27 protein-coding genes and 1 tRNA gene are annotated in these 25913 nt (G+C 68.6%); 16 read left to right on the top strand and 12 right to left on the bottom strand.

Annotation, left to right across the window (positions count from 1 at the left end; genetic code table 11):
• Positions 1 to 41: 41 nt before the first annotated feature.
• The 4 genes from ACQPZP_RS39735 to ACQPZP_RS39720 are packed head-to-tail and all read left to right on the top strand — an operon-like array spanning position 42 to position 2991.
• A complete protein-coding gene (locus ACQPZP_RS39735; protein ID WP_433474774.1) occupies positions 42 to 413 on the top strand; it encodes an NADH-quinone oxidoreductase subunit A in 372 nt (123 codons plus the stop codon).
• Between the two features lie 28 nt (positions 414 to 441).
• On the top strand, positions 442 to 1455 hold the full coding sequence (locus tag ACQPZP_RS39730; RefSeq protein WP_433474773.1) for an NADH-quinone oxidoreductase subunit B: 1014 nt from the start codon (positions 442 to 444) through the stop codon (positions 1453 to 1455).
• Positions 1452 to 2045: an NADH-quinone oxidoreductase subunit C gene (locus ACQPZP_RS39725; protein ID WP_433474772.1), complete on the top strand. Its 594-nt coding sequence runs from the start codon at positions 1452 to 1454 to the stop codon at positions 2043 to 2045. Before ACQPZP_RS39730 ends, ACQPZP_RS39725 begins: the two co-directional genes overlap by 4 nt.
• Positions 2038 to 2991 carry a complex I subunit 1/NuoH family protein gene (locus ACQPZP_RS39720; RefSeq protein ID WP_433464793.1) on the top strand — a complete coding sequence of 318 codons (954 nt, stop codon included), beginning with the start codon at positions 2038 to 2040 and terminating at the stop codon, positions 2989 to 2991. The genes ACQPZP_RS39725 and ACQPZP_RS39720 overlap by 8 nt, the downstream gene beginning before the upstream one ends.
• A gap of 3 nt (positions 2992 to 2994) precedes the next feature.
• On the opposite strand, the gene ACQPZP_RS39715 is transcribed toward ACQPZP_RS39720, so the two are convergent.
• Entirely contained in the window at positions 2995 to 3591 is a 597-nt protein-coding gene (locus tag ACQPZP_RS39715; RefSeq protein WP_433474771.1) for a ComEA family DNA-binding protein, read from the bottom strand.
• A gap of 414 nt (positions 3592 to 4005) precedes the next feature.
• On the opposite strand from ACQPZP_RS39715, the gene ACQPZP_RS39710 reads away from it, so the two are divergent.
• The 7 genes from ACQPZP_RS39710 to htpX all read left to right on the top strand — a co-directional run bounded on the left by ACQPZP_RS39710 (position 4006) and on the right by htpX (position 11261).
• Positions 4006 to 4452, top strand: coding sequence for a 4Fe-4S binding protein (locus tag ACQPZP_RS39710; protein WP_433474770.1), 447 nt, complete (start codon positions 4006 to 4008; stop codon positions 4450 to 4452).
• A gap of 37 nt (positions 4453 to 4489) precedes the next feature.
• Positions 4490 to 5035, top strand: a complete 546-nt coding sequence (locus ACQPZP_RS39705) for an NADH-quinone oxidoreductase subunit J family protein (RefSeq protein ID WP_433474769.1) — start codon at positions 4490 to 4492, stop codon at positions 5033 to 5035.
• Positions 5035 to 5421: an NADH-quinone oxidoreductase subunit NuoK gene (nuoK, locus tag ACQPZP_RS39700; protein WP_433474768.1), complete on the top strand. Its 387-nt coding sequence runs from the start codon at positions 5035 to 5037 to the stop codon at positions 5419 to 5421. Before ACQPZP_RS39705 ends, nuoK begins: the two co-directional genes overlap by 1 nt.
• The gene (locus ACQPZP_RS39695; protein WP_433474767.1) at positions 5418 to 7370 is read left to right on the top strand and encodes an NADH-quinone oxidoreductase subunit 5 family protein; all 1953 of its coding nucleotides are present in this window, start codon (positions 5418 to 5420) and stop codon (positions 7368 to 7370) included. Before nuoK ends, ACQPZP_RS39695 begins: the two co-directional genes overlap by 4 nt.
• Positions 7367 to 8875 carry a complex I subunit 4 family protein gene (locus ACQPZP_RS39690; RefSeq protein ID WP_433474766.1) on the top strand — a complete coding sequence of 503 codons (1509 nt, stop codon included), beginning with the start codon at positions 7367 to 7369 and terminating at the stop codon, positions 8873 to 8875. The genes ACQPZP_RS39695 and ACQPZP_RS39690 overlap by 4 nt, the downstream gene beginning before the upstream one ends.
• Positions 8875 to 10338, top strand: coding sequence for an NADH-quinone oxidoreductase subunit N (locus ACQPZP_RS39685; RefSeq protein ID WP_433474765.1), 1464 nt, complete (start codon positions 8875 to 8877; stop codon positions 10336 to 10338). Before ACQPZP_RS39690 ends, ACQPZP_RS39685 begins: the two co-directional genes overlap by 1 nt.
• Positions 10339 to 10406: 68 nt before the next feature.
• Positions 10407 to 11261: a zinc metalloprotease HtpX gene (gene htpX / locus ACQPZP_RS39680; RefSeq protein WP_433474764.1), complete on the top strand. Its 855-nt coding sequence runs from the start codon at positions 10407 to 10409 to the stop codon at positions 11259 to 11261.
• Between the two features lie 109 nt (positions 11262 to 11370).
• Here the strand turns inward: htpX and ACQPZP_RS39675 are convergent, their stop codons facing one another.
• On the bottom strand, positions 11371 to 11859 hold the full coding sequence (locus ACQPZP_RS39675; protein ID WP_433464784.1) for a YajQ family cyclic di-GMP-binding protein: 489 nt from the start codon (positions 11857 to 11859) through the stop codon (positions 11371 to 11373).
• 150 nt (positions 11860 to 12009) lie between these two features.
• Here ACQPZP_RS39675 and ACQPZP_RS39670 point away from each other — a divergent pair.
• Positions 12010 to 12091 (top strand) — tRNA-Tyr (locus tag ACQPZP_RS39670).
• Between the two features lie 121 nt (positions 12092 to 12212).
• On the opposite strand, the gene ACQPZP_RS39665 is transcribed toward ACQPZP_RS39670, so the two are convergent.
• The 8 genes from ACQPZP_RS39665 to ACQPZP_RS39630 all read right to left on the bottom strand — a co-directional run bounded on the left by ACQPZP_RS39665 (position 12213) and on the right by ACQPZP_RS39630 (position 20431).
• Entirely contained in the window at positions 12213 to 13604 is a 1392-nt protein-coding gene (locus ACQPZP_RS39665) for a tyrosine-type recombinase/integrase (RefSeq protein ID WP_433474763.1), read from the bottom strand.
• A complete protein-coding gene (locus ACQPZP_RS39660) occupies positions 13604 to 13801 on the bottom strand; it encodes a helix-turn-helix transcriptional regulator (RefSeq protein WP_433474762.1) in 198 nt (65 codons plus the stop codon). Before ACQPZP_RS39660 ends, ACQPZP_RS39665 begins: the two co-directional genes overlap by 1 nt.
• 250 nt (positions 13802 to 14051) lie before the next feature.
• Positions 14052 to 16034, bottom strand: coding sequence for a DUF3987 domain-containing protein (locus ACQPZP_RS39655; RefSeq protein WP_433474761.1), 1983 nt, complete (start codon positions 16032 to 16034; stop codon positions 14052 to 14054).
• Positions 16035 to 16123: 89 nt separating this feature from the next.
• Positions 16124 to 16396, bottom strand: coding sequence for a hypothetical protein (locus tag ACQPZP_RS39650; protein WP_433474760.1), 273 nt, complete (start codon positions 16394 to 16396; stop codon positions 16124 to 16126).
• 144 nt (positions 16397 to 16540) lie between these two features.
• Positions 16541 to 18751 (bottom strand): cell division protein FtsK, encoded by a 2211-nt coding sequence (locus tag ACQPZP_RS39645; RefSeq protein ID WP_433474759.1) that lies wholly within the window; start codon positions 18749 to 18751, stop codon positions 16541 to 16543.
• Entirely contained in the window at positions 18748 to 19797 is a 1050-nt protein-coding gene (locus ACQPZP_RS39640) for a DUF2637 domain-containing protein (RefSeq protein WP_433474758.1), read from the bottom strand. Before ACQPZP_RS39640 ends, ACQPZP_RS39645 begins: the two co-directional genes overlap by 4 nt.
• Positions 19798 to 19871: 74 nt before the next feature.
• Positions 19872 to 20183 (bottom strand): WhiB family transcriptional regulator, encoded by a 312-nt coding sequence (locus tag ACQPZP_RS39635; RefSeq protein ID WP_433474757.1) that lies wholly within the window; start codon positions 20181 to 20183, stop codon positions 19872 to 19874.
• 80 nt (positions 20184 to 20263) lie between these two features.
• Complete coding sequence (locus ACQPZP_RS39630; RefSeq protein ID WP_433474756.1) at positions 20264 to 20431, bottom strand: hypothetical protein; 168 nt, start codon at positions 20429 to 20431, stop codon at positions 20264 to 20266.
• 141 nt (positions 20432 to 20572) lie between these two features.
• Between ACQPZP_RS39630 and ACQPZP_RS39625 the strand changes: the two genes are divergently transcribed.
• The 3 genes from ACQPZP_RS39625 to ACQPZP_RS39615 all read left to right on the top strand — a co-directional run bounded on the left by ACQPZP_RS39625 (position 20573) and on the right by ACQPZP_RS39615 (position 22946).
• Complete coding sequence (locus ACQPZP_RS39625) at positions 20573 to 21439, top strand: winged helix-turn-helix domain-containing protein (protein ID WP_433474755.1); 867 nt, start codon at positions 20573 to 20575, stop codon at positions 21437 to 21439.
• Positions 21436 to 22122, top strand: coding sequence for an HAD family hydrolase (locus tag ACQPZP_RS39620; RefSeq protein WP_433474754.1), 687 nt, complete (start codon positions 21436 to 21438; stop codon positions 22120 to 22122). The genes ACQPZP_RS39625 and ACQPZP_RS39620 overlap by 4 nt, the downstream gene beginning before the upstream one ends.
• Positions 22123 to 22481: 359 nt before the next feature.
• Positions 22482 to 22946 (top strand): phosphotransferase, encoded by a 465-nt coding sequence (locus tag ACQPZP_RS39615; RefSeq protein WP_433474753.1) that lies wholly within the window; start codon positions 22482 to 22484, stop codon positions 22944 to 22946.
• A gap of 285 nt (positions 22947 to 23231) precedes the next feature.
• On the opposite strand, the gene ACQPZP_RS39610 is transcribed toward ACQPZP_RS39615, so the two are convergent.
• Positions 23232 to 23855, bottom strand: a complete 624-nt coding sequence (locus tag ACQPZP_RS39610) for a hypothetical protein (RefSeq protein ID WP_433474752.1) — start codon at positions 23853 to 23855, stop codon at positions 23232 to 23234.
• A 459-nt stretch (positions 23856 to 24314) separates the two neighbouring features.
• A complete protein-coding gene (locus ACQPZP_RS39605; protein WP_433474751.1) occupies positions 24315 to 24962 on the bottom strand; it encodes a GntR family transcriptional regulator in 648 nt (215 codons plus the stop codon).
• A 416-nt stretch (positions 24963 to 25378) separates the two neighbouring features.
• Between ACQPZP_RS39605 and ACQPZP_RS39600 the strand changes: the two genes are divergently transcribed.
• Entirely contained in the window at positions 25379 to 25678 is a 300-nt protein-coding gene (locus tag ACQPZP_RS39600; RefSeq protein ID WP_433474750.1) for a GntR family transcriptional regulator, read from the top strand.
• Positions 25679 to 25913 lie beyond the last annotated feature (235 nt).

Here is a 25913-nt window from a genome sequence, read left to right as displayed (position 1 = left end):
GGTCGGGAGGTACTGGATGAGACGCACGCGAGGAGGATCTGGTGCATAACTATTTCGACACATATGTCGTCGTGGTCGTGCTGCTCCTCGCCGGTGCGGGGGTCGTCGCCGGCGCGCTCGCCGCGAACCGGCTGCTGCGTCCGCACCGGCCGACCGCCGAGAAACTCACGACGTACGAGTGCGGCGTCGACCCCGTCGGCGAGGGCTGGGCCCACTCGTACGTCCGGTACTACGTCTTCGCCTACCTGTACGTGGTCTTCGCGGTGGACGCGGTGTTCCTCTTCCCCTGGGCGACGGTCTTCTCCGCGCCCGGGTACGGGGCGACGACGCTCGGCGAGATGTTCGTCTTCCTCGCGTTCCTGGCCGCCGGACTCGCATACGCGGGCAAGAAGGGCGTCCTGTCCTGGGTCTGAACCCTCCGGGCGCTGTAACAATGGCGTTGTGGGCACTATCGATCTACCGCCGCCGAGCGTGGGGCCGCTGTCGCGGCTGGCGCCCAAGCCGATCAAGTTCGTGCTCAACTGGGGCCGCCGCTATTCGCTGTGGGTCTTCAACTTCGGCCTGGCCTGCTGCGCCATCGAGTTCATCGCGACGTCGATGAGCAGGCACGACTTCATCCGGCTCGGCGTCATCCCCTTCGCGCCCGGCCCGCGGCAGGCCGACCTGATGGTCGTCTCCGGCACCGTCAGCGACAAGATGGCGCCCGCGGTGCGGCGGCTGTACGAGCAGATGCCCGAGCCGAAGTACGTGATCTCCTTCGGCGCCTGCTCCAACTGCGGCGGCCCGTACTGGGACTCCTACTGCGTGACCAAGGGCGTCGACCAGATCATCCCGGTGGACGTCTACGTGCCCGGCTGCCCGCCCCGTCCGGAGGCGCTGCTGCACGGGATCGTCCACCTGCAGGAGAAGATCGCGGTCGAGTCGCTCGGCGACCGGTACGACGGCGGCGAGCCGCTCAGCCCGCCGCCCCCGCCGCGTCCGCTGCCGGCCACGGTGCTGCGCCGCCCGCTGAAGCCGCCGCCCCCGCCGGACCTGCACGACACCTTCGAGCACTGGAGCACCCGGGCCGAGGAGGCCGCCCCGGGCGGGGGCGCCGCGGGCGAGGGCGCCGCCGACGAGACCATGCCGGTCCGGCACCTCGGGGACGCCGAAGTCCAGGCCGAGGCGCCGCCCGCCGAGCCCGCACCAGAGGCGGAACGCGCCGCGCCGCCCGCCCGGCCGGGCGACACGACGCAACCCGTCCACATGGTCCCGGACGACCAGGCCACACCCCCCGTCCGGCCGGACGACAAGACGCCGCCCGTGGAGGGGGGAGAGGCCGCGCCGCCGGTTCGGCCGGATGACAAGACGTTGCCCGTGCCGCCTGTGGAGGACGAGGCTTCGTCGCACGACCCGTCGATCATCCCCGGTCTGGCCGACGACGAGCACGACGACCAGATCGGACGGGACCGGTGAGCGCCGGGCTCGCGGAAGCCTGGGCGGGGCGGTTCGGCGACGAGATCTCGACCGAGGAGACCTTCGGCGGCCTGGCCGTCGGGGTGCCCCCGGAGCACTGGATCGACGCGCTGACCTTCGCCCGCGACGACCTGTCCTGCGGATTCTTCGACTGGCTGACCGGCGTGGACGAGGCGGCGGAGGGCTTCGCGGTCGTCGTCCACGTGTACTCGCTGGAGCGCCGCCACCATCTGCTGATCCGCACCCGCGTCCCGAAGCGGACGCCCGTCCTGCCGACGGCGACGGGCGTGTACCGGGGCGCCGCGTGGCACGAGCGGGAGACGGCGGAGATGTTCGGGATCCTGTTCGAGGGCCATCCGAACCTCGTCCCGCTGCTGCTGCCGGACGGCTTCGAGGGCCATCCGCTGCGCAAGGACTTCGTGCTCGCCGCCCGCGTCGCCAAGCCGTGGCCGGGCGCCAAGGAACCGGGCGAATCGGGGCACGGCGCCCCGAGCCGCCGCCGCGTCCGCCCACCGGGTGTGCCCGACGAAGGCGCGTGGGCGGCCGCGGCGGAGCGGCGGCCGCTGGAAGGGCAGGGCCGCGATGCTTGAGGTCGTCGGCAAGCTGGTCCTGGTCGCCGCCGCGTTCGCGCTGCTGCCGCTGCTGGTGGGGCAGGCCGAGCACAAGGTGATGGCGCACATGCAGGGCCGGCTCGGCCCGATGTACGCGGGCGGCTTCCACGGCTGGGCGCAGCTCGTCGCCGACGGGGTCAAGTTCGCGCAGAAGGAGGACGTGGTCCCGCGCGACGCCGACCGGTGGGTGTTCAAGCTGGCGCCCGGCGTGGCGATCGTCCCGTATCTGCTGGTCCTGCTCGTGATCCCGGTCGGGCCGGGCGGGCAGGTCGCGCTCGACCTCGGTCCCGGGGTCTTCTTCGCGCTCGCCGTGATGGGCGTCGGCGTGATCGGCGCGATCATGGCGGGCTGGGCGAGCGCGAACAAGTACTCGCTGCTCGGCGGGATGCGGGTCGCGGCGCAGCTGATGTCGTACGAGCTGCCGATGGTGTTCGCGGCGTCGTCGGTGGCGATGGCGGCGGGGACGCTGTCGCTGCAGGGCGTCGTCGAGGAGTGGCGCTGGTGGTGGCTGCCGTGGCAGGCGGTCGGCGGCGTGGTGTTCTTCGTCGCGGGGCTGGCGGAGCTGCGCCGCCCGCCGTTCGACATGCCGGTCGCCGACTCGGAGATCATCTTCGGCCCGTACACCGAGTACGGCGGGCTGCGGTTCGCGCTGTTCATCCTGGCCGAGTACGCCGGGATCGTGGTGCTGTGCGGGCTGACGACCGTCCTGTTCCTGGGCGGCTGGAAGGGCCCGTTCCTGAACACGGAGCTGGGCTGGCTCTGGACGCTGCTCAAGGGCGGCGTGCTGGCGTTCTGTGTGATCTGGCTGCGGGTCAGCTACCCGCGGATGCGCGAAGACCAGCTGCAGAAGCTCGCCTGGGCGTGGCTCGTCCCGCTGTCGCTCGCCCAGCTGGCGCTGACGGGCGTCCTCAAGGTCGCCGCCTGATCCTCACCTGAGGAAGATCGTGTACTCGGCCAGCTGCGGGAGGACGTCCGGCGGGATGTCGGCGTCCACCGCCATCTCCTCGGCGGACAGGAACCCGCCGGTCTGCTCGCGGCGGCGGACGATCCGGTCGGCGAACTCCGGCGTCATGCCGGGCAGCGCTTCGAGGATCTCCCGCGGGGCGTGGTTCACGTCCACGAGCCCGCCGTCGTCGTAGGTGCGCGGCACGTCGGGGCGGCCGATCCGCAGCTCGCGGGCGAGCGCCGGGTCCTCGGCGGCGAGCGCGCGCGCCTCGTCCCGCAGCGTCCGGCGGTACTTGGCGACCTCGATGGCGTGCTCGTTGGCCCGGTTGCGCGGGATCCCGCGGGGGAAGACCGACGACCGGACGGCGAACGCGTGCCCCGTGCCCGCGATCCACAGCAGGATCGCCACGAACGTGCCGAGGACCGCGAAGACCGGATCGCCCGACTGCATCATGGTCACGACGGCGGCCGTGCCGGCGCCGTAGCCGGCGGCGGTGACCCCGAGCCCCAACGACCCGCGCCGGACGGCGGCGTAGAGGAACGAGAACGGCGTTCCGTAGCCGAGGGTGATGAACGGCACGAAAGCCCACAGGATGCCCCGGGCCACCTCCGGGGCCGGCCCGGGGACGGGCGGCGGGGCGGGAGGCTGCGGCGGTGCCGGCGGGCTCGGATACGGGGACCGCCAGCCGGGCGGCGCGGGCGGGCGCCGTGCGGGCCGCCTGCGGTCGGACGCCGGGCGAGAGCGGTGACCGGGCCCCGGCTCATAAGGGCGGTCCGCGTGATGACCCACTTGCCCTCCTTGCCCGCAAACCGGCCTTTTAGCTCATGGCCTACACCCGGTTGGACGAACGTGGAACCCACCGCGTTCCCCCCAGGCTCAACGTGCGCAATCATGGGGCGCGTGGGACGGCTACCAGGAGGCGGGCTGGCCAAGGGGCTGGCGGTCACGTTGCGGACGATGACGCGGCGCTCAATAACACGTCAGTATCCGGAAGTGCAACCCGATCTGCCGCCGCGCAGCCGGGGCGTCATCGCGCTTTTCGAGGAGAACTGCACGGTGTGCATGCTGTGTGCGCGCGAGTGCCCCGACTGGTGCATCTACATCGACTCGCACAAGGAGACCCTCCCGGCCGAGGGCGGCGGACGTGCCCGGACCCGCAACGTCCTCGACCGGTTCGCGATCGACTTCGCGCTGTGCATGTACTGCGGGATCTGCATCGAGGTGTGCCCGTTCGACGCGCTGTTCTGGTCGCCCGAGTTCGAGTACGCCGAGTACGACATCGCGGAGCTGACGCACGAGAAGGATCGGCTGCGGGAGTGGATGTGGACCGTCCCGCCGCCGCAGGCCCACGACCCGTCCGCCGAGCCGCCGAAGGAAGTGGGCGCGGCGGAGAAGGCCGCGGCGCGGGCCACCCGCCGGCCCCCTGGGGCGGGAGCATGAGCGGGGCGAACCGGACGAAGCGTCGCGGGGAGCGCCCATGAGCGGCCAGGAGATCGTGTTCGCGCTGCTCGGCGTGGTCGCGGTCGGGTCCGCGATCCTGGTGGTGACGACGCGGCAGCTCGTCCACGCGGCGCTGTGGCTGGTGGTGTCGTTCGGCGCGCTCGCGGGCGGCTACCTCGTCCTGACGGCGGAGTTCGTCGCCTGGGTGCAGGTCCTCATCTATGTCGGCGCCATCGTCGTGCTGCTGCTTTTCGGGATCATGCTGACGCGGGCGCCGATCGGGGAGTCCGCCGACCTGGACTCCGGGAACCGGTGGGTCGCACTGGCCGTCGCGGTCGCCACCGCCGCCGTCCTGGTCACGCTGATGGTCATCGGGTTCCGCGACGAGCGGATGCCGCTGCACGCGGGCGGCGGGTCGGCGGACGAACTGGGCGCGAGCGTGTTCCGGACATGGGTGCTGCCGTTCGAGGTCCTGTCGGTGCTGCTGCTGGCCTCGCTGGTCGGCGCGATCGTCCTGTCCCGGTCGGACATCCGGGCGCGTCCGGAGACCGGGGCGCGGGCGGACGAGGAGGGCGACGTCTGATGCATCTCGCCTACCCCACGGTCGTCGCCGCGCTGCTGTTCTCCGTCGGCGTGTACGGGGTGCTGGCACGGCGCAACGCCATCCTCGTGCTGATGTCGGTCGAGCTGATGCTGAACGCGGTGAACCTCAACCTCGTCACGTTCGACGTCTGGTACCGGGACCGCCTGCACGGCGGACAGGTCCTCACACTCTTCACCATCGTGATCGCGGCGGCGGAGGTCGGGCTCGGGCTGGCGATCGTCCTGCTCGTGTTCCGCAACCGGCAGATGATCGAAGTGGACCGGCTGCGCGCCCTCTCCGAGGACTCCGACTCCTCCGCAGAGTCCGAGGAGTCTGAGGCGGAGGCCGGAAACCGGCCGGAGCCGGTCGAGGAGGCCGCGCCGTGATCTGGCTCTCGTCACTGGTCGCCCTCCTGCCGTTCCTCGCCGCATTCGCCGGGATGCTGTTCGGCCCGTCCCTCACGCGGGCCCTCGGCGGCTCCGGGGGCTCGCCGCTGCGGAACGGGCCGGCACTGACCGCCTGCGCGCCGGTCGCGGTGTCGCTCGTCCTTTCGGCGGTCGTCGCGTTCGCCGTGTGGCGCGACCCCGGCGAACGCACGGGCACCCTGACGCTGGTCGACACCGGGTCGGTGCCGATCCGGATCGGGCTGCAGGTGGACGGGCTGGCCGCGGTCGTCGGGCTCATGGTCTGCTGCGTGGCGCTGGCCGTCCAGGTGTACTCGGTCGCGTACATGAAGGACGACCGGCGGTACTCGTCCTACGCCGCGTTCATCTCGCTCTTCACGTCCGCGATGCTGCTCGTCGTCTACGCCGGCGACCTCCTCGTCCTGTACGCGGGCTGGGAGGTCATGGGCATCTGCTCGTACTTCCTGATCGGCCACCACTGGGAGGACCGGGCCAACTCGCGGGCGGCGGTCAAGGCGTTCCTCGTCACGCGGCTCGGCGACGTCGGCTTCCTGATCGGCTTGATCGTCCTCAGCGTGGGCGCCGGGACGTTCCAGATCGACCGGGTGATCCGGGCGGCCGGCGCCCTCCCGCACTCGACGGTGACGGCGGCCGCGCTGCTGCTGCTCGCCGGGGTCGCGGGCAAGAGCGCGCAGTTCCCGCTGCACACCTGGCTGCCGGACGCGATGGCGGGCCCCACCCCGATCAGCGCCCTCATCCACGCGGCGACGATGGTCGCGGCGGGTGTCTACGTCGTCGCGCGGCTGTACGGGGTGTTCCTCGCGGCCCCGTCCGCGCTCGCCGTGCTGGGCATCGTCGCCGTGCTCTCCATGGTCGGTTCGGCGTGCGCGGCCCTCGCGCAGGACGACCTGAAACGCGTCCTGGCGTACTCGACGATCAGCCAGCTCGCCGTGATGGCCGCGGGCCTGGCGGTCGGCGCGAAGTCGGCGGCGATCTTCCACCTGCTGACGCACGCCGCGTTCAAGGCGCTGCTGTTCCTCGCGGCCGGCTGCGTGATCGTGACGGCCGGGTCGAACATGCTCGCCCGCTACGGCGGACTGCGGCGCGGGATGCCCGTCACGTTCTGGTCGATGACGGTCGGCTTCGCCGCCCTCGCGGGCGTCCCGCCGTTCAGCGGATGGTTCAGCAAGGACGCCGTCATCGAAGCCGCCCAGCACGCGGCCACGCACGGCGGTGAGGTCGAAGCGGGCGGCTGGTTCGCCTACGCGCCCCTCAGCGAGACCTCGCGGGGGCTCGTGAAGGTCACGTCCGGGGGGGACGTCGTCCAGGCGGACCTGCCGGGTGGCGTCGCGTGGCTGGTCTATCTCGGGTTGCTGCTCACGGTCGTCCTGACGGCGGCCTACGCCATGCGGGCCTGGCTGATGACGTTCTTCGGCGAGAGGCGCGGGACGTACGAAGTGCGCGATCCGTCGAGAATCATGTCGTGGACGGTCGCGGCGCTGGCCGTCCCCGCCGCGATCCTCGGCTTCTTCGGGCTCGGCGCTCCCGAACTACGCCCGCAGCTGGGAGCTTCCGTGCTGAGCGTGGTGCTGCTCGCTCTAGGGGCGGGCGGGGCGTTTCTCGTCTGGAACCGCGACCCGGCGCTGGATCCTGCGCGCGCCCTTGGGCCGGTCCGTCCTGCTTTTGCGAGGGCCTTCTTCGTGGACGAACTGTATGCGGCGGCGATCGTCCGGCCCGTCCAGGCTCTGGCACGCCACGTCGTCCTCTTCGACCGGGGACGGGTGGACGCCGCCGTCGTCGGGACCGGACGGGGCGCGCGGCGGCTCGCCGGCCTGGTCAGAATCGTCCAGAACGGTAATCCGCAGACGTATCTCACCGGCCTGCTCGCCGGTGTCGTCGTCATCGTGGCCGCGGTGGTGATCTTCCAGTGATCTTCGTGCTGATGATGGCGATCCCGCTGGCCGGGGCGCTGGCGATGCTCGTCCCGGCGAACCGGTTCCTGCGCACCGGTTTCGCCGTCCGCGCCTTCGGGACGGCCGTGTCCGCCGCGACCCTCTTGGTCGCGATCTCGGCGATGACGGCGTTCGACTTCGACGAGACGTCCCGCATGCAGCTGGAGGTCGACCGGGCGTGGGCGCCCGCGATCGGCCTGCGCTTCCACCTCGGCGTGGACGGGATCTCGCTGCCGCTGGTCGTGCTGACCGCCCTGCTGACGTTCCTGTGCTTCCTCTACACGCTGAGGCACCCGCCGGAAGGCGGCAGGATCCGGCTGCTCACCGCGCTCCTGTTCGTCCTGGAGATCGGGATGATCGGCACGTTCGCCGCGCTCGACCTCGTGCTGTTCTTCGTGTTCTTCGAGACCGTCCTGGTCCCCATGTACGTGGTGATCATGCTGTGGGGCGGGGCGGGCCGCCGCGCCGCCGCCTACAAGTTCATCCTCTACACCCTCCTCGGGTCGGGGCTCCTGCTGGCCGGGATGCTGCTCGTCGGCGCCAAGGCGGGCACGCTCGACATGACCGACCTGGCCGCCCGGCACGGGTCCGGTCTGTCGCACGGCATCCAGATCACGGCGTTCGCCCTGATGGGGATCGGGTTCGCGGTCAAGGCGCCGATGTGGCCGCTCCACACGTGGCTGCCCGACGCGCACACGGAGGCGCCGACGGTCGGATCCGTCCTGCTGGCCGGGGTCCTGCTGAAGATGGGCACGTACGGGCTGGTCCGCGTCGCCCCGCCGCTGGCACCCGACGGAGCACGGTTCTGGGCGCCCTGGCTCGGGCTGCTCGCCGTCATCGGGATCGTCTACGGCGCGCTCGCCTGCCTCGCCCAAAGCGACCTGAAACGGATGATCGCCTACTCGTCCGTCGGGCACATGGGGTTCGTCCTGCTCGGCATCGCTACTCTCACCCCGGTCGGCATCAACGCGGCGCTGTTCGGCAACATCGCGCACGGCCTCATCACCAGCCTGCTGTTCTTCCTCGCCGGATCGGTCAAGGAACGCTGGGGCACCGGCGACATGAACGCGATCGGCGGCGGCATGCTCGGCACGTCCCCGCGGCTGGCCGCGATCCTGACGTTCGCGTCCGTCGCCTCGCTCGGACTGCCGGGCCTCGCCGGATTCTGGGGCGAGGTGCTGGCCCTCGTCGGCGCCTACCGCCCGCACGCCGACCTGCCGCGCGAGACGTTCGTCACGTTCATGGCCGTCGCCGCACTCGGCACGGTGCTGACCGCCGCCTACTTCCTGCGGATGCTCGCCAAGCTCACCCACGGGCCGTCCGACGGCGCCGCCGTCCCGCGCGGCCCGGTCGCGGCCGTCTCCCTGCAGGAGTACGCCGCCTGGACGCCGCTGATCGCGCTGACGCTGCTGGTCGGTCTCTGGCCGAAGACCCTGCTGGACGTGACCACGGGCCCGGTCCGCGCCCTGTTCGGAGGCGGCTGATGATCCAGGACGTCGACTACGCGGCGATCGCGCCGCCGCTGATCCTCGCCGTCGCCGCGATCGGGCTGCTGCTCGCGGACGCCTTCGACGTGCCCCGCCGCGTCCTGTCCCTGCTGTCCGGCGGGTCCCTCGCCGCCGCGCTGATCGCCGTGATCGCGCTGGCCGCCGGCGACCGCCGCGCCACGTTCTGCCTGCCGGACGGCCTGCGGCACGGCGGCCCCCGCTCCTGTTCCTACGTCGCGGACGACTTCACGCTGCTGTTCCAGGGGATCGTCCTCGGCGCCGCCGTGATCGTCGTCCTGTTGTCCCTCCGGGAGATCACCGATTCCAGGATGCCGGCGGGGGAGTACCACTTCCTGCTGCTCGCCGCCGTCATCGGCGCGCTGGCGCTGGTCGCCGCCCGCGACCTCGTTCTGCTCGTCGTCGCGTTGGAGACGCTGTCGCTGCCGGTGTTCGCGCTGGCCGCGCTCCGCCGCTACGACGGCACGGCGTCCGAGGCCGCCCTGAAACTGTTCCTCGTCTCGGTGATCTCCACCGCGATCATGCTGTTCGGGATCAGCCTCGTGTACGGCGCCACCGGCGCCATGCACCTGGACCGGATCGCGCCCGCCCTCTCCCGGCTGCCGTCCGAACTGGACCCGATCGCGGCGGTCGGGTCGGTGCTCGTCCTCGCCGGGTTCGCGTTCAAGGTCGCCGCCGTCCCGTTCCACTTCTGGGCGCCGGACGTCTACCAGGGCTCCCCGCTGCCCGTCGCCGCGTTCCTCTCCGTCGTGTCGAAGGCCGCCGGGTTCGCCGGGCTCGCGATCGTCCTCGCGCTCGGCCTGCCCGCGTACGGGCACGTGTGGGGGCCGGTCATCGCGGTGCTCGCCGCGCTCACCATGACGCTCGGGAACCTCGCCGCGCTCCGGCAGCGGACCGCGATCCGGCTGCTGGCCTGGTCGTCGGTCGCCCAGTCCGGCTACATGCTCGCGCCGCTCGCGGTCGGCTCGCACCGGCTCCCCGAGGCCGTCGCCGCCACCACCGCCTACGTCGCGTTCTACGCCGTCATGAACATCGGCGCGTTCGCCGTCGTGATCGGCTTCCGCCGCCGCGATCTGGACGACTACCGCGGCCTCGCCCGCCGCAGCCCCGCCGTCGCCGCCGCCCTCGCCTTCTTCCTGATCTGCCTCGCCGGGCTGCCGCCGGGCGTCATGGGGCTGTTCGCCAAAGTCGTGGTGTTCCGCGCCACCGTCGCCGGCGGCGTCACGTGGCTGGCCGTCGTGATGGCGGTCAACACGGTGATCGGGCTGTACTACTACCTCGCGTGGGCCGTCCGGCTGTTCACCCCGTCCACCGCCGGCGAAGAGCACGAGACCGCACCCGGCATGGGCGTCCGCGCCGCGATCACCGCGGCCGCGGCCGGCGCGATCGTGCTGTCGGTGGCGCCCCAGATCGTCCTGCAGACGGTCGTACAGGCCTCTTAGGCGGGAACGTTCACCCAGGTCAACCCGTTGATATTGATGGCGGAAATTCGACGGGGAGGCGGGCGGAAGTGCGGTTCAACGGCGTCAAGACGGCAGCACTGATCGCCGCGCTGTCGGCTTTGATGCTCGTCGCCGGATGGGCGTTCGGCGGCACCATGGGGCTGACCATCGCGCTGGTCATCGCGCTGGGGACCAACGGCATCGCGTACTGCTTCAGCGACCGGATCGCGCTGCGCTCCATGCGCGCCCACCCGGTCGGCGAGGTCGAGGCGCCGAGGCTGTACCGGCTCGTCCGGGAGCTGGCGACCTCCGCGCACCAGCCGATGCCGCGCCTCTACGTCTCGGAGACCCGCCAGCCCAACGCCTTCGCGACCGGACGCAACCCGCGCAACGCCGCCGTCTGCTGCACCCGCGGCATCCTCCAGATACTGGACGAGCGGGAACTGCGCGCCGTCCTCGGTCACGAGCTGTCCCACGTCTACAACCGCGACATCCTGATCTCGTCCGTCGCCGCCGCCATCGCCACCGTGATCACCTACCTGTCGCACCTGGCGATCTTCCTGCCGATCGGACGGTCCGAGGACGACGACGGCCCCGGCGTCCTCGGCGCGCTGCTGATGCTCGTCCTCGGCCCGGTCGCCGCCGCCGTCGTGCAGATGGCGATCAGCCGGACCCGCGAGTACTCCGCCGACGCGGCCGGCGCCCGCCTCACCGGCGACCCGCTCGCGCTGGCGTCCGCCCTCCGGAAGATCGACGCCGGCACCCGCGCGATGCCGCTGCCGCAGGACCCCGAACTGGCCACCACCAGCGCCCTGATGATCGCCAACCCGTTCTCCGGCGCCGGGATCGGCAGGCTGTTCTCCACCCACCCCCCGACGGCCGACCGGATCGCCCGCCTGGAACGCATGGCCGGCCGCCGCTAGAACCCGGACGAATTCAACCGAACCACTCAGGGCGCGGCCGCGTCATAACACACGAGAGCGCGCCGGCCACTTCTGCGGGGGATGGGGCCGGCGCGCTCCCTGTATGCGGCTACCGGTAGTTCACGAACTGCAGCGCCACATCGAGATCCTTGCCCTTCAGCAGCGCGATGACGTCCTGAAGATCGTCCTTCTTCTTCGAGCTCACCCGCAGCTCGTCCCCCTGGATCTGAGCCTTGATGCCCTTCGGCCCCTCATCCCGGATGATCTTCCCGATCTTCTTCGCGTCCTCCTGCGCGATGCCCTCCTTCAGGCCCACGCCCAGCTTGTGCACCTTCCCGGACAGCTTCGGCTCCCCCGGGTCGATCGCCTTCAGCGAGATGCCCCGCTTGACGAGCTTGTCCTTCAACACGTCCAGCACGGCGTTCGCCCGCTCCTCGGTGTTCGCCTGGATCTCGATCGACTCCCCCGACCACTTGATCCCGGCGTCCACGTTCCGGAAGTCGAACCGGTTCGCCACCTCCTTGGCGGCCTGGTTCAACGCGTTGTCGACCTCCTGCCGGTCGAGCTTGCTGACGATGTCAAAAGAGCTGTCGGCCATCGCACACACATCCCCTCAGCAGCACCTTCGCGACCCAGAGAGCGTATCGACTCCCCGCGATCAAGCCCACGCCCGCACGTCCCGCCTCGATGTCACACCCACTCCCACCGTCCGCTATTCTTTCCAGTGCCGTCGCGCAAGCGACACCACGGCGGGTTGCCCGAGTGGCCAATGGGAGCGGACTGTAAATCCGTCGGCTTAGCCTACGCAGGTTCGAACCCTGCACCCGCCACACCAGCAGAAACAGCCCCTGACCAGGCAAAACCCGGTCAGGGGCTGTTCTCGTTGTGTCCGGCTGTCTCTGATCGTTAACGGCGTCCTACGGGTGGCTGTGCCGAATACGTGCCGAAGTTCTAAGGCGTCTTCGGCCTGGTCGCTTCGCTGATTCGGCGCTTGGCATCCTCCTCTTGTCCGGCCACGCACTTGGCATAGACGCGGAGGAGGACAGCGACGCTGTGCCCCGCCCACTCGGCGACTTGAGCCGGAGGGACGCCCGCGCCGAGCCAGGTCGACACGGCCGCATGGCGGAGGTCGTATGGCGTCTTGGCCAACGGCGAGGCCGCCTCCCGCTCGCTCAGGGCCGCCGCCCTTGCCTTGTGCCAGGCGCCGAGGTACGTCCGGTCAGTCATGATCCCGCCGCGCGGCCCGACGAACAGCCGGCCGCCGACCGGGATTCCGAACTCCTTGATGTGGTGGCGCAGGAGCGTGACGAGCTCGGGATGGATCGGCACGGGCCGGGTCTCGCCGGGCGCCCTGTGCTTGAGTGGCTGCCTGTCTCGCGCTTTGCCGCTGTCCGTCCAGCGGGACCCGCTACGCGGTTCAGCGTGCGTCAGCCGCATCTCGCCCCAGCCGTCATCCGGCAGGCTCACGAGGTGATCGCGGCGCAGGTCCACCGCTTCCTCTGGCCTCAGCGCGGCGTAGTACATGACGGCGAAGAACGCGACCATGCGCTCACCGCGCTTGCCCTGCGTCCGGACGGCATCGAGGAGCCGCCGCGCCTGGTCGGGATTGGCGACCACCCGAAGGTCAAGCGTCTGCGCCACTCGGGGCCGAGTCCACTTCACCAGGGTCAGCGGGTTGACGGGCAGGACGCGCCGCTCGCAGGCGTACTCCATGGCGTTATTGAACGTTGCCCGTTTACGCGTCGCCGTACTGCCCGCCGCCGGAGCGCCGTCCTGGCGACGGCTCAGCCGGTCGAGGACTTGCCGCGCGAGTTGCGGGCCTTGCCGGTCGGGCGCGAAGTCGCTCATGTCGACCGTGTTCCGTTCCAGCCACCGGACTGCCGAGGCCAGGTGCTCCGGCGGTTCGGTCTCGCCGTTCTGCAAGCGTCCGCTGTACGCCCAGGCCCGCAGAGCCTCACGCAGCAGGCTGCCCGCCGGAGCGCCCTTGCCCGTGGTCAGCAGAGCCTCTGTCGCGTCCGTGAGCGCCTCAGCTATGCCCCGCCGATGATTGGGGGATGCGTACGGCCACTTGGCCGCGCAGTAGTCGAGGGAGAACGCGAACCACTTGATGGTGTTCTCCTCCCGCTCCCAGGAGAGCGGACGGCCCGTCTTCACGGCGAACGCCTCACCCATACGGGCAGCCGTGACGAGCGACGACCGGAAACTCTCGGCTTGTGCAGAGTTCCGGAACGCCTCCTTCCAGGGCTTCCGTGCGACCCTCCATCGCACGGTGTAGGTCGTGACCCTCTTCCCCTCGTAGACCTCGGTCTTGTAGACGCGGACGTCGTATGTGATGTCATCCATCAGGCGGCGTCCTCGCAGGTCGAGAGCCAGCGGTCTAGGTCTCGCCGGCGAACGCGGAGGCTGCCGTTCGGCAGCACCAGGCAGATCGGCGCGCGTCCCTTCTGGCGCCAGTCGTAGAAGGTCGATCGGGAGATCTGGAGTTCGGCGCAGACCTCGGGAACGGTGAGCTTTTTGTCTAGCTGCGTTTTGGTCGGCAACGGGCTACCTCGGTTTCTCCGGCGAGCGTGATCGGTGGGTGACCGGTGTCGTGCTTGGTGGCTGCGCACTGGTCACGGGGGGTGATGTCACGTAGGGCGGGCGGAGGTCTACAGCGGTGAAGCACGTCAGCGGAATCGAGCAGAATTCGCCGTGACCCCTTTTCTGTTGAGTTCTGCTGACGTGTTGCGCTGCTGACACCGGGTGCGGAGCCCCTGGGGACGTGACGGTCTGTGAGCGGGTGCCCGGTAGTCATCGCGTCCCCGATGTCGCGTCGGGGTGCGTCTCGTAGAGCGGTCCGGCCTTGCGGCCTCGGCCGGTCTTGGGGGCCGTGGGGACACGCCGGATCCAGCCGTGAGACTCCAGGATGCGGAGCGCCGGGTCTAGGTCCGCGACCTTCTTAAAGCGGCGTAGGGAGGACAGGACGTCGCGTGCGCCGAACTGTGTGGTTGCGGTTCGTTCGATCCATTCGAGGAGGGCACGGGCATCGGCGACGGCCGGATCCGCCCCGATGGCGTCGTATGCGGCTTGCGCGTGGACGGTGAAGTACTCGCCGATCTGACGGGCGTTCTGGAAAGTGGCGAGGCTGATCGGGCGGTCCCAACCGCCGCGGAAGTGTTCGGCGAGATGGAGCAGGGCCGCTATGCGCAGGACGGCGCCGACGTACTTGCCGCCCCAATCGGTCATGTGGGCCAGGTCGCCGGTTCCGGGGCGAAACCGTGGCTCTGTCTCGGTTAGGAGGGCGAGTGCGGCGGCCTCGGCGTCGGGGGTGAAACGCAGGGTTGCAGGCTCTGAGAGGGCGTGCAGGGACAGGATTAGGGCTGTGACGTTGACGCGGTAGGTGTCGGTGAAGTGCGGAGGGATGGGCGCGGGGTTGGGATCGCGGTAGCCGAGCAGCGACTTGGGCACGGAGTAGAGCAGCCGGCCGAGTAGTCCCTGTTCAAGGAACTGGGGCGTCTCGCCGAGGCGCGTGAGCACACCGGGTTGCGTGCAGATTCCCAAGGTGATCGTCGCGGCGGGGATGCGTTCGGAGGCGCGTCCCATGCGATCGATGCGCATTTCCTCGCCTGCGTGCCCGGACTTGAGGACGGCGAAGTTGGGAGCGCCGGAGTAACGTCCTGCGGCGATGGAGAAGACCTCGCCCTCCGGCGAGAGGATCGCGAATCGGCCGCCTTGCTCGGACAGGTGAGAGGTAAGCCGCTCAACGGTGGCGTCGTCGGAGAACAGGCACGGTTCGGCCGGAACGGTCGTCTCGTCCAGTGCAAGACGCGCTGTGGTCGCCTCGTCCAGGGCGGCGGCCTGTTGCGTGGCGTCGACGGCGCTTGCGGCGGCCTTCTCGGTCTTTTCGGCGTACGCCTCGGCGACGCGTCGGGCAATGACGGCCTCGGCAATGATGGGCTTGGCCTGCTCGACGAGGATCGTTTCAGCGGCCCGGATCGGGGCCGTCATGTGCTTGTAGACCTCGGACTTGCGGTTTCCGGGCGGCAACACGACGAGCGTGAACAGGTTCGTCGGTTCGGTCCAGGCGGGGCCTTGGACCCACACCTTGCCTCCGGCCGCCACGCCGAGAACGGCGAGGGCGAGGGATCCGGCGAGATCGGCCGGAGTCTGGGTGGCCTCGGCGAGACGAGCGGCGTACTCGCCCAGCCAGTCAGGGAAAGCCCAGACCGGGAACGTCGGCAGTTCCGGAGTCGCGGACAGAGGCGCAGGGGCCGGCCACCCCTGCGCGTCCACCGCGGCGAGAGCGGCCACTTCGGCGGCGACAGTGCCCCGGAAGTCGGATTCGGTGTCGCTGTTGGTGCCGTAGCCGAGTTGCATGAGGCGCGTCCCGGTCTCGATGACGCGACGGGCGTAGGCGAGGCTGCGAACGAGCTGGGCGTAGTACGTGGCGTTCGCAGCGCTGGGTACCTGGCTGATTAGCGTGTGAAGGTACGGGGCGCCCCCGATCCTGGCGAGTTCCCGCGCATCGATGGCGGTCGCTACGGCGACAGGCTCAAAGGGGGCGCCTCGGTCCGCCAGGCCAACGACGCCGTCCCAGATCATCCGGTGCCCGGGGCGGTAGAACTCGCTGCCGTCCAGGAGCACGCGAACCTCGGGGAGCACGAGCGGGGAGAGCATGACCGCGCCGAGAACATGCTGTTCTGCCTCGATGCTGTGCGGAAGCGGCCGGATGAACTCGGCGAGGTCGGAAGGGGTGTCCGGTTGGCTATCGACCGGGCGAAGTGGTGACGTCATGATGAAAGGGCCTCCGTCGGTTAGTGATCGGTAGGGGCGCGGCCTCGGTGCTCGTGCTTGGTGGCTGTGGCGCCGGGGCCGCTCTGTCGCTAGTGCTTGCTGCGGTTCCGGGTGTTCGCCAGGTACGTCCAGAGGCGGCGTCCGAGACGGACCTGAGCGGCGCGTCCGCCGCACTTGTCGCAGTAGCGCCACGCGCGGCCGGACGGCGAGCGGAAGCGTCCGGCGCCCCCGCACTTGCGGCACGCTCGGAACGGCCAGACGAGGCAGTGAACGACGTAGGCGACGACGGCGACGAGGGCGAGGAGGACGAACGATCCGGCGTCCGCTCCGCTGTCGCTAGCGGCGACGATGATGGGGGTCACGGGGCCTCCTGAGGGTGTTTCGGGCATGGCTGTAGCCAGGGCGCTAGAACGCTTGTTCGCTGGTCAGAGAGCGGATTGGCCGCTAGCGGGGCCGCTAGGTCTAGCGGGCGGGGGCGCTAGACCTAGCGGCGCCTGCGGCGTCGGTCAGGGCGTACCGGTCGCCTTCCGGGCGGCCTCCTGGACGTCCTCGCGGACAATGCCGCGCCGGTTCGCCCCCCTGCCGTCCTCGTCCTGCCCCCAGACTTGCCGGGTGGCGACCCCGTAGGGCTTGAGGGCGTCGGCCAGTTGCCCGGGCGTCCACCCGGCGTAGAGACCGGGGCGGAGCTCGGCGAGGCGCTTCACGACGGTTTCCGACCAGATCTTTTCCTCGCCGGAGGCGATGACGGCGGCCACGTCGTCAACGAGCGAGATTCCGGCGTCGTCGGTGGTGGGGTCCTCTCCGGCCGCGTAGCCGGTCAGGGTGCCGGCGGCCTTCCGCTGGGCCCGGGCACGCTCGCAGATGCGGTCAGCGGTCAGGTTGTCGATGTAGTACGAGCGGCCGATCTGCGGGTCGTCGGCGTCTCCGACCAGGTACCCGATGCCCTTGTCTCGGAGCCCGAACGTCGTGGCGCGGAGTCCGTTGCGGTATGCCGAGGTGCCGAGAACCATGTCGTTCTCGACCTGTCCCATGACCCGCAGACAGAACCGGATCCCGACGTTGGCAGAGACGCCGGTCGGTAGAGAGTCCTTGTCGGGGCGCTGCGTGGCCAGAAGGAGGATCACGCCGAACGCGCGGCCGAGCTTGATGATCGCGGTACAGAGTTCGGCAGCCTCAGCGCCGTAGGTCGGGTGGGCAAAGAGGTTCTGACACTCGTCGACGATGAACACCAGAGGCCGGAGGCCGAGCGACTTCTTCGCAGCGAGTTGGGGCGTGACCTTGTTCTCCGGGCACACGTCCTTGGGCAGCTTGCGGAGCGTCTGTGCGCGCCGCTCCAGCTCCTTACGGACCTCGCGGAGCGAGGCGAGGCACGCAGCAATCGTCTCGTCGTCCTGTCCGGATCCGTAGTGGTGAGCCACCTTCTCTAGGGCGGACAGGTCGCCGGAGCCCTTGAGTTCGAAGGTGCGGAGTTCGGCCAGGGAGTCCAGCGCGGCCGCCAGGGCGAGGATGCGTAGAGCGAACGTCTTGCCCATGCCAGGCATGGCCGCGATCAGCGCATTGGCGTACATGAGCGTGAGCGTGATCGTCCGGCCGCGCTGGTCGGTGCCGAACGGGATCGCCTTGAACAGGTCGGCCGTCCCTGACTTCGCCAGTGGCCACGTCGGGGGCTTGACCTGGTTCATGTCCTGGTCGCCCACCCACAGGACGAGCCGTCCGGCGTGCTGGTCGTGGGCAGGTTCCGGCCAGACGCAGCCGAGAGGCCGCCGCAGGCCGGACGCGAGGCGTTCGCGCCGGTCCATGATGTCGGTGACGGTGACCCCGTACGGGAGGTCGACGTCCGCACGCCACCCGGGACCGTCGCGCGTGATCGGTGCGGGGAACGTGATTCCGGCGCCACCCTTGCCGAGCGCCTTGTTGATCTCGCCGATGCCCAGGGCTCCCAGAGCGCGGACGATGATCTCGCTCGTGAGCTTCGGCGCCCTGGTCGACACCACGGCCGGACCCATGAGCGGCTTGTCCGCAGGGGATCCGATCCAGCCGAGAACGGCGACCAGGGCGGCGAGGGCGGTGGCCTGCGTGACACCTCCGGCCGCTGCCACGGCGGAGGCGGCGAAGCCAGCGCCGAGCAGGCCGCCGGAGGCGAGCAGACGGCGCCACCGGACGCGGTTGTCACGCTCGCGGAGCAACCGAAGGTATGTGTCGGCGTCGTTGCCGTCGACCGCGTTCAGGCGGAGCGGCAGGGCCTCGGCGTCGCACGTCCAGCGCCACGTTCCGGCGACGAGCCGCCAGAGGCCGCGGGGCGACCGAACGGCGAGCGTCCCGGCGTACAGCGGAATCCGAGCAGCATGGAAACCGGCGATATGGGTGCCGTAGTCGACAGCCCACCGAGCGGTGGTCTTCGCCTCCTCACGGTTGCGGAGCCATGGGGCGATGATCGGACGACGCCGCGCGCCTCGCCCTGCGAGGAGGCGCGTCCGGAACTCTTGCCGGCGGGGCGCGGCCTGGTCGACCAAGACCTTGCCCTCTAGGACGTCACCGTTCCCGTCGTCGGGGCCGTCCTCGGCGGGCGGGATGGCCCGACGGCTTCCGTCGTCCCCGTTGCCCGCACCGTTCCCGGCGTGGCCCGTGCGCGGCTCGTCGGCCTCGGCGTCGGTCGGCTGGTCGATGGACGGAACGGGAAGGCGGAGTACCTCGGCCATGGGCTTGCTGAAGTTCATCGGTGCCCCTCGATCGGGTCGTTTGCGGCCGGAGCGTCATCGGTGGTCGGACGGGTCGGTTCGGTCGGGGCTTCTGTCTTGAGTCGAGCGAGGAGAGCGCTGGCGCGCGCGTTGCTCACGGCCTGGTCGGCCTCGCGGAGGGCGGCGGCGACGTTGTCTCGGCTGAGAGCTACGCCGCGCGATTCGAGGTCGGCGGCGATGCGCCAGCCGAGCGGCATGAGGTCGTCCACGTCCGGGACGGCCCGCTTGCTCCGCGCGGACCGTCCGCGCTTCTTCGCGGAGGCCGTCCGCCGGTTCGTCCGCTCATCCGTCCGGGACGACGGCGCGGACGACGGCGCCTCGATCGCCGGACGGTCCTCCGCATCCGGGAGCGGGGCGGACGGACGGTCGTCCGCATCGCACGTGGCCTCGGTGTCCTCGTCGGACGTGAGTTCGCCGAGCCGGTAGAGGGCGCGAACTCTGCGCGGAGCGTGCCAGCGCCACGCAACCCTTCCGTAGGCGTCCTGTAGCTCGGTCAGAGCCAGGAGCCTTGCGCGTTCCCGGGTGAGCGCGTCCGAGTAGGAACGGATCTCCCACAGCACCATGCGGCGCCACAGGGCAGCCGTCCGGAACGGGGACAGGAACCAACGCGAGGACCGGATCCGGTCCATACGGGTTCCCGCCTCTATGCCTGCCCTTACGCGGACGACGTGAGCGGCGACTTCGACGGCGACGACCCAGAGGCACGGCACGACGGCGTGTGCGACCTTGCCGAACGCGGACGACTCTCCGGCAACGTTCATGTAGACCGTGGCCGCTGTGAGCGTCCAGGGGATGAGCCGGAGCCAGCGCATCCGCATGTCGAGCCGCGCGAGGACGATGTCTAGGGCGGCGAAGATCGCGATGCCCAGATCGACTCCCAGGGGGACCGTCCACGCGAGGAACCCGAACGAGGGACGTGCGGCCTCGGCGACCGCCGCGAAGCTGTTTACGAATCCCAGCAGGCCGAGGACGCCGACCAGGGCCGCGACGACGGCGACTGCGGCGAACTCGTTGCTGGAAAGCATTCGCGAGCGGGAAGCGGCGGCCTCGGGCCCTCCGAACGAGGGCGGCGGCGAGAGCGTTTGGAGATCGCTGTTCATCACGCAGCCTCCGCCTGCGGGGCGGTGGTCGTGTCGCGTTCGGTGAACAGCGTTTTGAGCGTCTCGGCGTCGAAGGTTGCCCAGACGCCAGGGTCCGGCGTGCCCGCAACGGCCCGGTCCAGACAGCGGCCGAGCAGAGGGCAAGAGAGGCAGACTTCTGCGGCGACCAGGAGCCGAGCGTCCTTCTCCTCCGGGGACTCGCCGGAGTCTGCCGGACCGGTGTGCAACTCCGGGTCATAGAGGCACGGCGCCTCCGTGAAGCCGAGAGTCTCGCGGGACGTGAACGAGAGCTTGGACGGGTGAACGGTCATGACATTCCTCTGCATCCGTCGTGATCGGTAGGGGCGCCGTCCCGGTCCGTGCTTGGTGGCTGTGGCCGGGACCGCTGGGCCTAGGACTGGAAGGCGGCGGCGAACTTCCCGAGCTGGTCGGTGATCCGCATCAAGATCGCGCCCGCCTGCTGGACCAGGTGTGCGGCGGCCTCGGGGTTCTTGTAGGCGAAGAGGGCGAAGACGGCGAGGGCGATGTACCGGCCGTACTTCTTGGGCTGAGGGAACACGTCGGGCCTCCCGAAGAGAGTTCCTGACTAACTTGGCTAGTCAGGCTTCTGAGACAGGATCATGGCCAACTTGGCTAGTCATGTCAACAGGTTCGGGCAGGATTTTTCTGGCTTGGCTAGTCAGCCCGTAGGCTGGCGGGCATGAGCGCAGACAGCGAATACCTCGGTGACCTGGACCCCGACGACCCGCGCACGCCTTCACAGCAGATCGCGAACAAGCTCCGCGCGGCGATCCTGACTAGCAAGCTCAAGCCGGGAGAGAAGCTTCCATCGCAGCCAGACCTGGCTACCCGGTACGGGGTCGCACGCGAGACGATCAAGGTTGCGCTGAGGACGTTGCAAGCCGAGCGCCTGATCGTCAGCCGGCAGGGGAGCGGCTCGTTCGTACGTGCCCAGACCGAGCGGCCGATCGGGCTACGGCCGCACATCGAAGCGGCCTTCGAGCGTCCGCATGTCTCGATCGACTTCGCTGGATTCTCCGGCGAGACCCTTCACAACACCCTGATTGAGGTTCTCGACAAGGTTCGTGCCGGTCGCCTTAGGCCGGAGTCTCTAAAGATCCGAATCATGATGTGCGACACGGCCGCCCCCATGGCCTTGCCGCGCAGGGTGGGGACGGAGACAGCCGAGGAGGCAATCAAGGAACGAGCGGAACGCATCACGAGGCGCGCCGTCGATGGGATCGCGGACGCCGTTCACGAACTCGCAGACATGGGTCTCATCAAATCAGCTACGGCCGAAGTGCGCGTTCACGAACTGACCCCCTCCTTCAAGCTGTACATCCTCAACTCGGAGGAGATCTTTTACGGGTTCTATCCCGTGAAGTCGCACACGATTCGCTTGAACGGCGATCAAGAGAAGATCTTCGATCTTCTCGGCAAGGATTCGACTCTATTTCACTTCTCTGTCAGTGATGACGAAACATCGAACGCGCCTCAGTTCGTTAAGGAGGCGCAAGAATGGTTCGATTCGCTATGGGAGACGATCTCCCGTGAGTACGCGCCGTGACCTCGCTAAGCGCGCTCATTCAAACGTCCAGAGCCATACTGCTTGACTTCGACGGTCCTGTCTGTCGGTTGTTCTCTGCCGTTCCGGCTCCCGGGATCGCCGACAAGATCCGCTCTTTTCTGCTTGAGCGGTCGGCGTACGTGCCGGAACCGATGATGGCGGTGGGCGACCCGCTGGTCCTTCTCAGGTGGACCGGGGATACAGCACCCCACCTCCTATCAGAAGTCGAACGGATTCAGACCGACTCGGAGATAGAGGCTGCACGTCTAGCGGAGCCCACCTCGGGTGCTGCGGAACTAATCCGCTCGTCGGGGGCACTAGGCCGCCCCGTGGTCATCGTTACCAACAACTCCACTGAGGCCGTAGCTGTCTACCTCGACCGCCTCGCCCTTGCGGCTTCCATCACCGGGATCTCCTCGCGCATCCAAGGGCGCCCTGACCTGATGAAGCCCGATTCGCATCTCGTACTCAAAGGGGCCGCGATAGCAGGGCAGTCGGCAAACGCCTGCGTACTAATCGGCGATTCCCCAACTGACATGCTGGCCGCCAAAAAAGCGGGTGCTCGCTGTGTCGGTTACGCCAAACGCAAGACACGAATCTCGGAGCTGTCCGACGCCGGAGCTGACTTCGTCGTTCAAAGCATGGAACTTGTGGCCGATATCGCGACTCAGGTAAAGGGATAGTTAGGATGGCGACGAGTGAGCCGCGGATCCCTGCCGAAGTCGTTGAAGCCGTCTCAAAGCGCTGGCCCGAACTGGCCTCGGCTTGGCTAGACACCGCTCCCGACGAACTAGCACAGATCTGCCAACGATACGAGGGCCGCTATGTACGGACCTTCAACGCTCGGTACGGGTTTGTTGTCGAAGCTGAAACAGCCTGCGGGCCGTTGGTTCTCAAATCCACACCCGATCCGCATGGAATGGATCAGGCCGAGGTTTCACGGTCGCTATCACGTATAGGCGTAGGACCACACATATACGAAGTCCTTCAAACGCCAGTGAGTATATGGACTGTAGCGAGCCGTGTCCTCCCAGGTGCCCCTTTGAAGGGTAAGGCCGTCTCGCTGGATCGCCTGGCGTCGGTGTTTCGGAAGATGCGAGATCAGAAGTCGGAGAATGACAGCCTTCCAAGCCTTGTCGACTGGTTGCGTTCCCGTCTCGATGACGAGAGCTTGAGCGACCTCGCGCCAGGCCGTTCCCAGGCTCCTCGCAGCGAGCGTCGACGGGCGACCGCGATCCTTGAAGATCTGGGATCCGACGTCTCTGGCATGGTTTGCCATGGTGACGCTTCCTCGCGAAACATCCTCCTCGGGCCTGACGAGCAGCTCATGTTGATTGACCCTCGCGGCATCAATGGCGATGTGTGTTACGACGTGGCCGTGGCCGCGTGGAAGACCGCCAGTGATGCCCCCCTACGGGACCGGGCCGCGGAGCTGGCGCGCCTGGTCGGAGTCGATACGGATCGAGTCCATGCCTGGCTCTTCGTCGCCGACGCCGCCCGTGTCTAGTGGGGGCCGGCAAGGCAGCGCCGATGTGGCTAGACCTCGTCCTCCTGGACGAGGTCTGCCGCGTGGCCGGCGCTCTTTGATGACCCCGGGGACCTCGGAGGCTGCGAAACCCGCGTCGGTTCTGCGTTCGTCCCGTACAGGCTCATAGTCCGTGGTCCCCAGTGACAGGCGACGTTGCCGTCCTCGTGAGTCCAAAAGGTCAGACGCGCATAGGAGGACTGGCGGAGAGGCTCCGCGCAGTGCCTACAGACAACCATCGGTGCACCCATCGCAACGGCGTTCGCACTACAAGCGCGGGTTGCCGATGAGGGTCCGCAGTTCGGCAGTCCACTCCGTAGGGACGGACTTCGGAAGCGCGTGGATAGTGCGCGCGGCGCGATGCCGGTAGATCGGGTCTACGGGCGTCTTCTCTCTGGCGAACGACTGCATCACGTCAGCGGCCATTTCGAGCGCCCTCCCCGGGTTGTGGGGCGCCTCGGACCATGCCTGATTGAGTCGCAAGAGCTTGCGGAATCTCATGCGCTCTTTGGCCTCGTACGCAGTCGCCTGGAATCCGGCGGCGAAGAATTCGCTCGCGCTCGGCTGCCGACGAAAGGCATGGGCGACTGCGAGTGAGTTGTACATCTGCGATGGAGTGAGCTCGAAAGCGTTGGGCTTCCGTATCTCTGGCAGGCACTGCTGCCAGTCGCGTACCTGGCGTTCATACTCGTCGGAGAGGCCGGCATGCTCCGGCAATCGCGAGTAGTGCACCATGGCTTGCGAGTGCAGCCCAGCCAGAATGAGCTTCCCGCGCCGGGTCCCCGCTTCGCCCTCGATTACTTTGACGCCGCGTACCGCTGCCCGTGATCCGAGTTCCGGCGTTCCATACCAAATTTCGGCGATCGATTCGCGATCGTAGGCACTGGCCACTGCTGCACGGTCGCCGCACTGGTAGCCGAATTCTCGTGCGACGGACGCCGATTGGCGCGCCTGCTGGATCTCTGCCAGCCTAGTGTGGAGTGTCGTGAGAAGTACCCCTTGCCACGCCATGACTCGATACCCCGCGCGTTGCCGAGTCCGTCCGTTGGCACGGTTGGTAAGGGACCGGGTGACGAGAAAGTCAGCGTGCACCTCACCTAGAAGCGCACGCGTCGACTGAGGTTGTGCAGCGGCGCGTGACCAGTCCTGAAAGATGCGAGTTTCGAAGTCGGAAATTTCGAGTCCGTTGCGTGCCAGGGCTGCACCCTGAAAGTGCATTATCTTCTCTCCTCCATTTACGACGGGCGCCAGCCCAGCGAGCGCGATCCCGGAAAGTACTTGCCTTCGCTTCATGTCGCCTCTCGTCTTCGTCGTACCGTTCGGATTCGGATTACAGGGGTGTAGATGCTCCTAACCTTCTTGTTGAGTTTCCGGGGCGCGCACAGTGTGGTAACCGTGCTGCGCATCCTGCGCAACTTTGATCGCCGTCTGAGTTCGCAGATCGTTTGCTGCTTCTGTCATCTCGATCGACCTGGCAATCAGTTGCGTGGCGTAGTCGAATGCTTGTCGCAAGTCCGGAGTCGAGCGGATTGCCGACATCGCTTCTTCGTGAGCGTCGCTAACCCTGGCCAGAATCCTTGTGAATGTGTTTGAAGGAGTAGGCGGCGAGGGCGAGGGAGATCTCAGCTGAACAACGGATCTGCTCCCTTGACGGCCATTTATGAGATCCTCGGCGACAAGTTGCCGTAAGGCGGCTTTGACGGTTTCCCGTGCGACGCCGTATTTCGTGGAGAGCTGTTGCTGAGAGGGAAGCCTTGTGCCTGGCTTCAAGTGACCAGCAAGGATTGCCGATCGGAGCTGCGCCGCGATCTGCTTCGACGGCGAACGTGAATCCTCGGGATCCAGTCCACTGAGGAGATCGTCAAGTCCCAGGGAGCGCCCGGAACGCTCGCCGGCCGATTGGCCGTCGGTCCCCGATGCAAGGGGTCCGCCGTTCATGAGCACGTCGCCTCGTCCGCGCCGCTGACGAGGGAGTCGCGCTGCGCGGTCGCCAGCCATGACGGCTCACCTTGGCTAGCCCTGCGTGCGATGACCTTGGGGTGTGGAGCGATCCTCGGTCGGGCGGCCTCCGCCAGGGCGAGCCGCTCGGCCAACCGTTGCTGTGCATCACACAGGACCCAAAGCTCTACGTCAGTCCGTGCCTCGACCTCAGATACCGCGCCCCATTGGCGCTGGTAGTCGGTGAGGCCCTCAGTCCTGGTCGCGACGTACGTCCGATCTTCGAGCATGACCGCCCAACCGCTGATCGCAGGTACGGGCTTGGCTGGCTGCATGCGTCGGCTCTCCTCAAGGCCAGTGGCGCCGGAGCGGGGCGAACTTGGCGGACAGGTGGCCAAGGAAGTGTACGTGCTATATAGAGCTATGCATAGCTCTCAGTGCCTTTATGCAGGTCAACGGGGCTCTACGTTGGTCGTGTGGGTGATCGTTCAGAGGTTCCGGAGTTCGATCCGCAGGGGCCGCAACTCGTCTACATGGCGTTTGCTGACCACATCGCGGCGCGGATCGCTGCTGGCGACCTCTCGCCTGGATCTCGACTGCCGGCCGAACGCGAGCTTGCGGACGAATACGGCATCGCGTACATGACGGTACGGCGCGGAACGCAGGAACTTCGCGACCGCGGCCTGATACTCACCGTCCATGGCAAGGGCACATTCGTAGCCGAGCCACCCCAGGACGACGCCGAGGAAGAACCCCAGGCAGGAACTGAGGACTGAGGCCCGTAGACGCCGCACGGGGGAGCTGGCCGGCAGGGTTCCCTTGACGTCAGAGGGATTCCGTGCCACCTGGAGCAGGAGCGTTGTGATCGCCCTTAACTTTCCAGGTCAGTGCAGCGCACGCCTGGCCATACGAGGACTTTCCGTTGCCGGTTCAAGGGCGCCCGCTCCGCGGCCGCCGCCAGTCGGTCCGGGCCAGGCATGCGGCCTCTCCGGGCCGGCCCGCCCCGGCCAG

The organism is Spirillospora sp. CA-142024, assembly GCF_050942325.1.
Classification (GTDB): domain Bacteria; phylum Actinomycetota; class Actinomycetes; order Streptosporangiales; family Streptosporangiaceae; genus Spirillospora.
Note: the sequence above shows the minus strand (reverse complement) of the source record. Positions and strands in the feature narration are given on the sequence as shown.

What these genes read in the sequence shown, in the direction of transcription:
- ACQPZP_RS39655 (WP_433474761.1), bottom strand. Translation starts at nt 16,034, where the DNA reads ATGACGTCACCACTTCGCCCGGTCGATAGCCAACCGGACACCCCTTCC.
- ACQPZP_RS39720 (WP_433464793.1), top strand. Translation starts at nt 2,038, where the DNA reads ATGCTTGAGGTCGTCGGCAAGCTGGTCCTGGTCGCCGCCGCGTTCGCG.
- nuoK (WP_433474768.1), top strand. Translation starts at nt 5,035, where the DNA reads ATGCATCTCGCCTACCCCACGGTCGTCGCCGCGCTGCTGTTCTCCGTC.
- ACQPZP_RS39645 (WP_433474759.1), bottom strand. Translation starts at nt 18,751, where the DNA reads ATGAACTTCAGCAAGCCCATGGCCGAGGTACTCCGCCTTCCCGTTCCG.
- ACQPZP_RS39605 (WP_433474751.1), bottom strand. Translation starts at nt 24,962, where the DNA reads ATGGCTGGCGACCGCGCAGCGCGACTCCCTCGTCAGCGGCGCGGACGA.
- ACQPZP_RS39635 (WP_433474757.1), bottom strand. Translation starts at nt 20,183, where the DNA reads ATGACCGTTCACCCGTCCAAGCTCTCGTTCACGTCCCGCGAGACTCTC.
- ACQPZP_RS39640 (WP_433474758.1), bottom strand. Translation starts at nt 19,797, where the DNA reads ATGCTTTCCAGCAACGAGTTCGCCGCAGTCGCCGTCGTCGCGGCCCTG.
- ACQPZP_RS39665 (WP_433474763.1), bottom strand. Translation starts at nt 13,604, where the DNA reads ATGGATGACATCACATACGACGTCCGCGTCTACAAGACCGAGGTCTAC.
- ACQPZP_RS39705 (WP_433474769.1), top strand. Translation starts at nt 4,490, where the DNA reads ATGAGCGGCCAGGAGATCGTGTTCGCGCTGCTCGGCGTGGTCGCGGTC.
- ACQPZP_RS39625 (WP_433474755.1), top strand. Translation starts at nt 20,573, where the DNA reads ATGAGCGCAGACAGCGAATACCTCGGTGACCTGGACCCCGACGACCCG.
- ACQPZP_RS39685 (WP_433474765.1), top strand. Translation starts at nt 8,875, where the DNA reads ATGATCCAGGACGTCGACTACGCGGCGATCGCGCCGCCGCTGATCCTC.
- ACQPZP_RS39675 (WP_433464784.1), bottom strand. Translation starts at nt 11,859, where the DNA reads ATGGCCGACAGCTCTTTTGACATCGTCAGCAAGCTCGACCGGCAGGAG.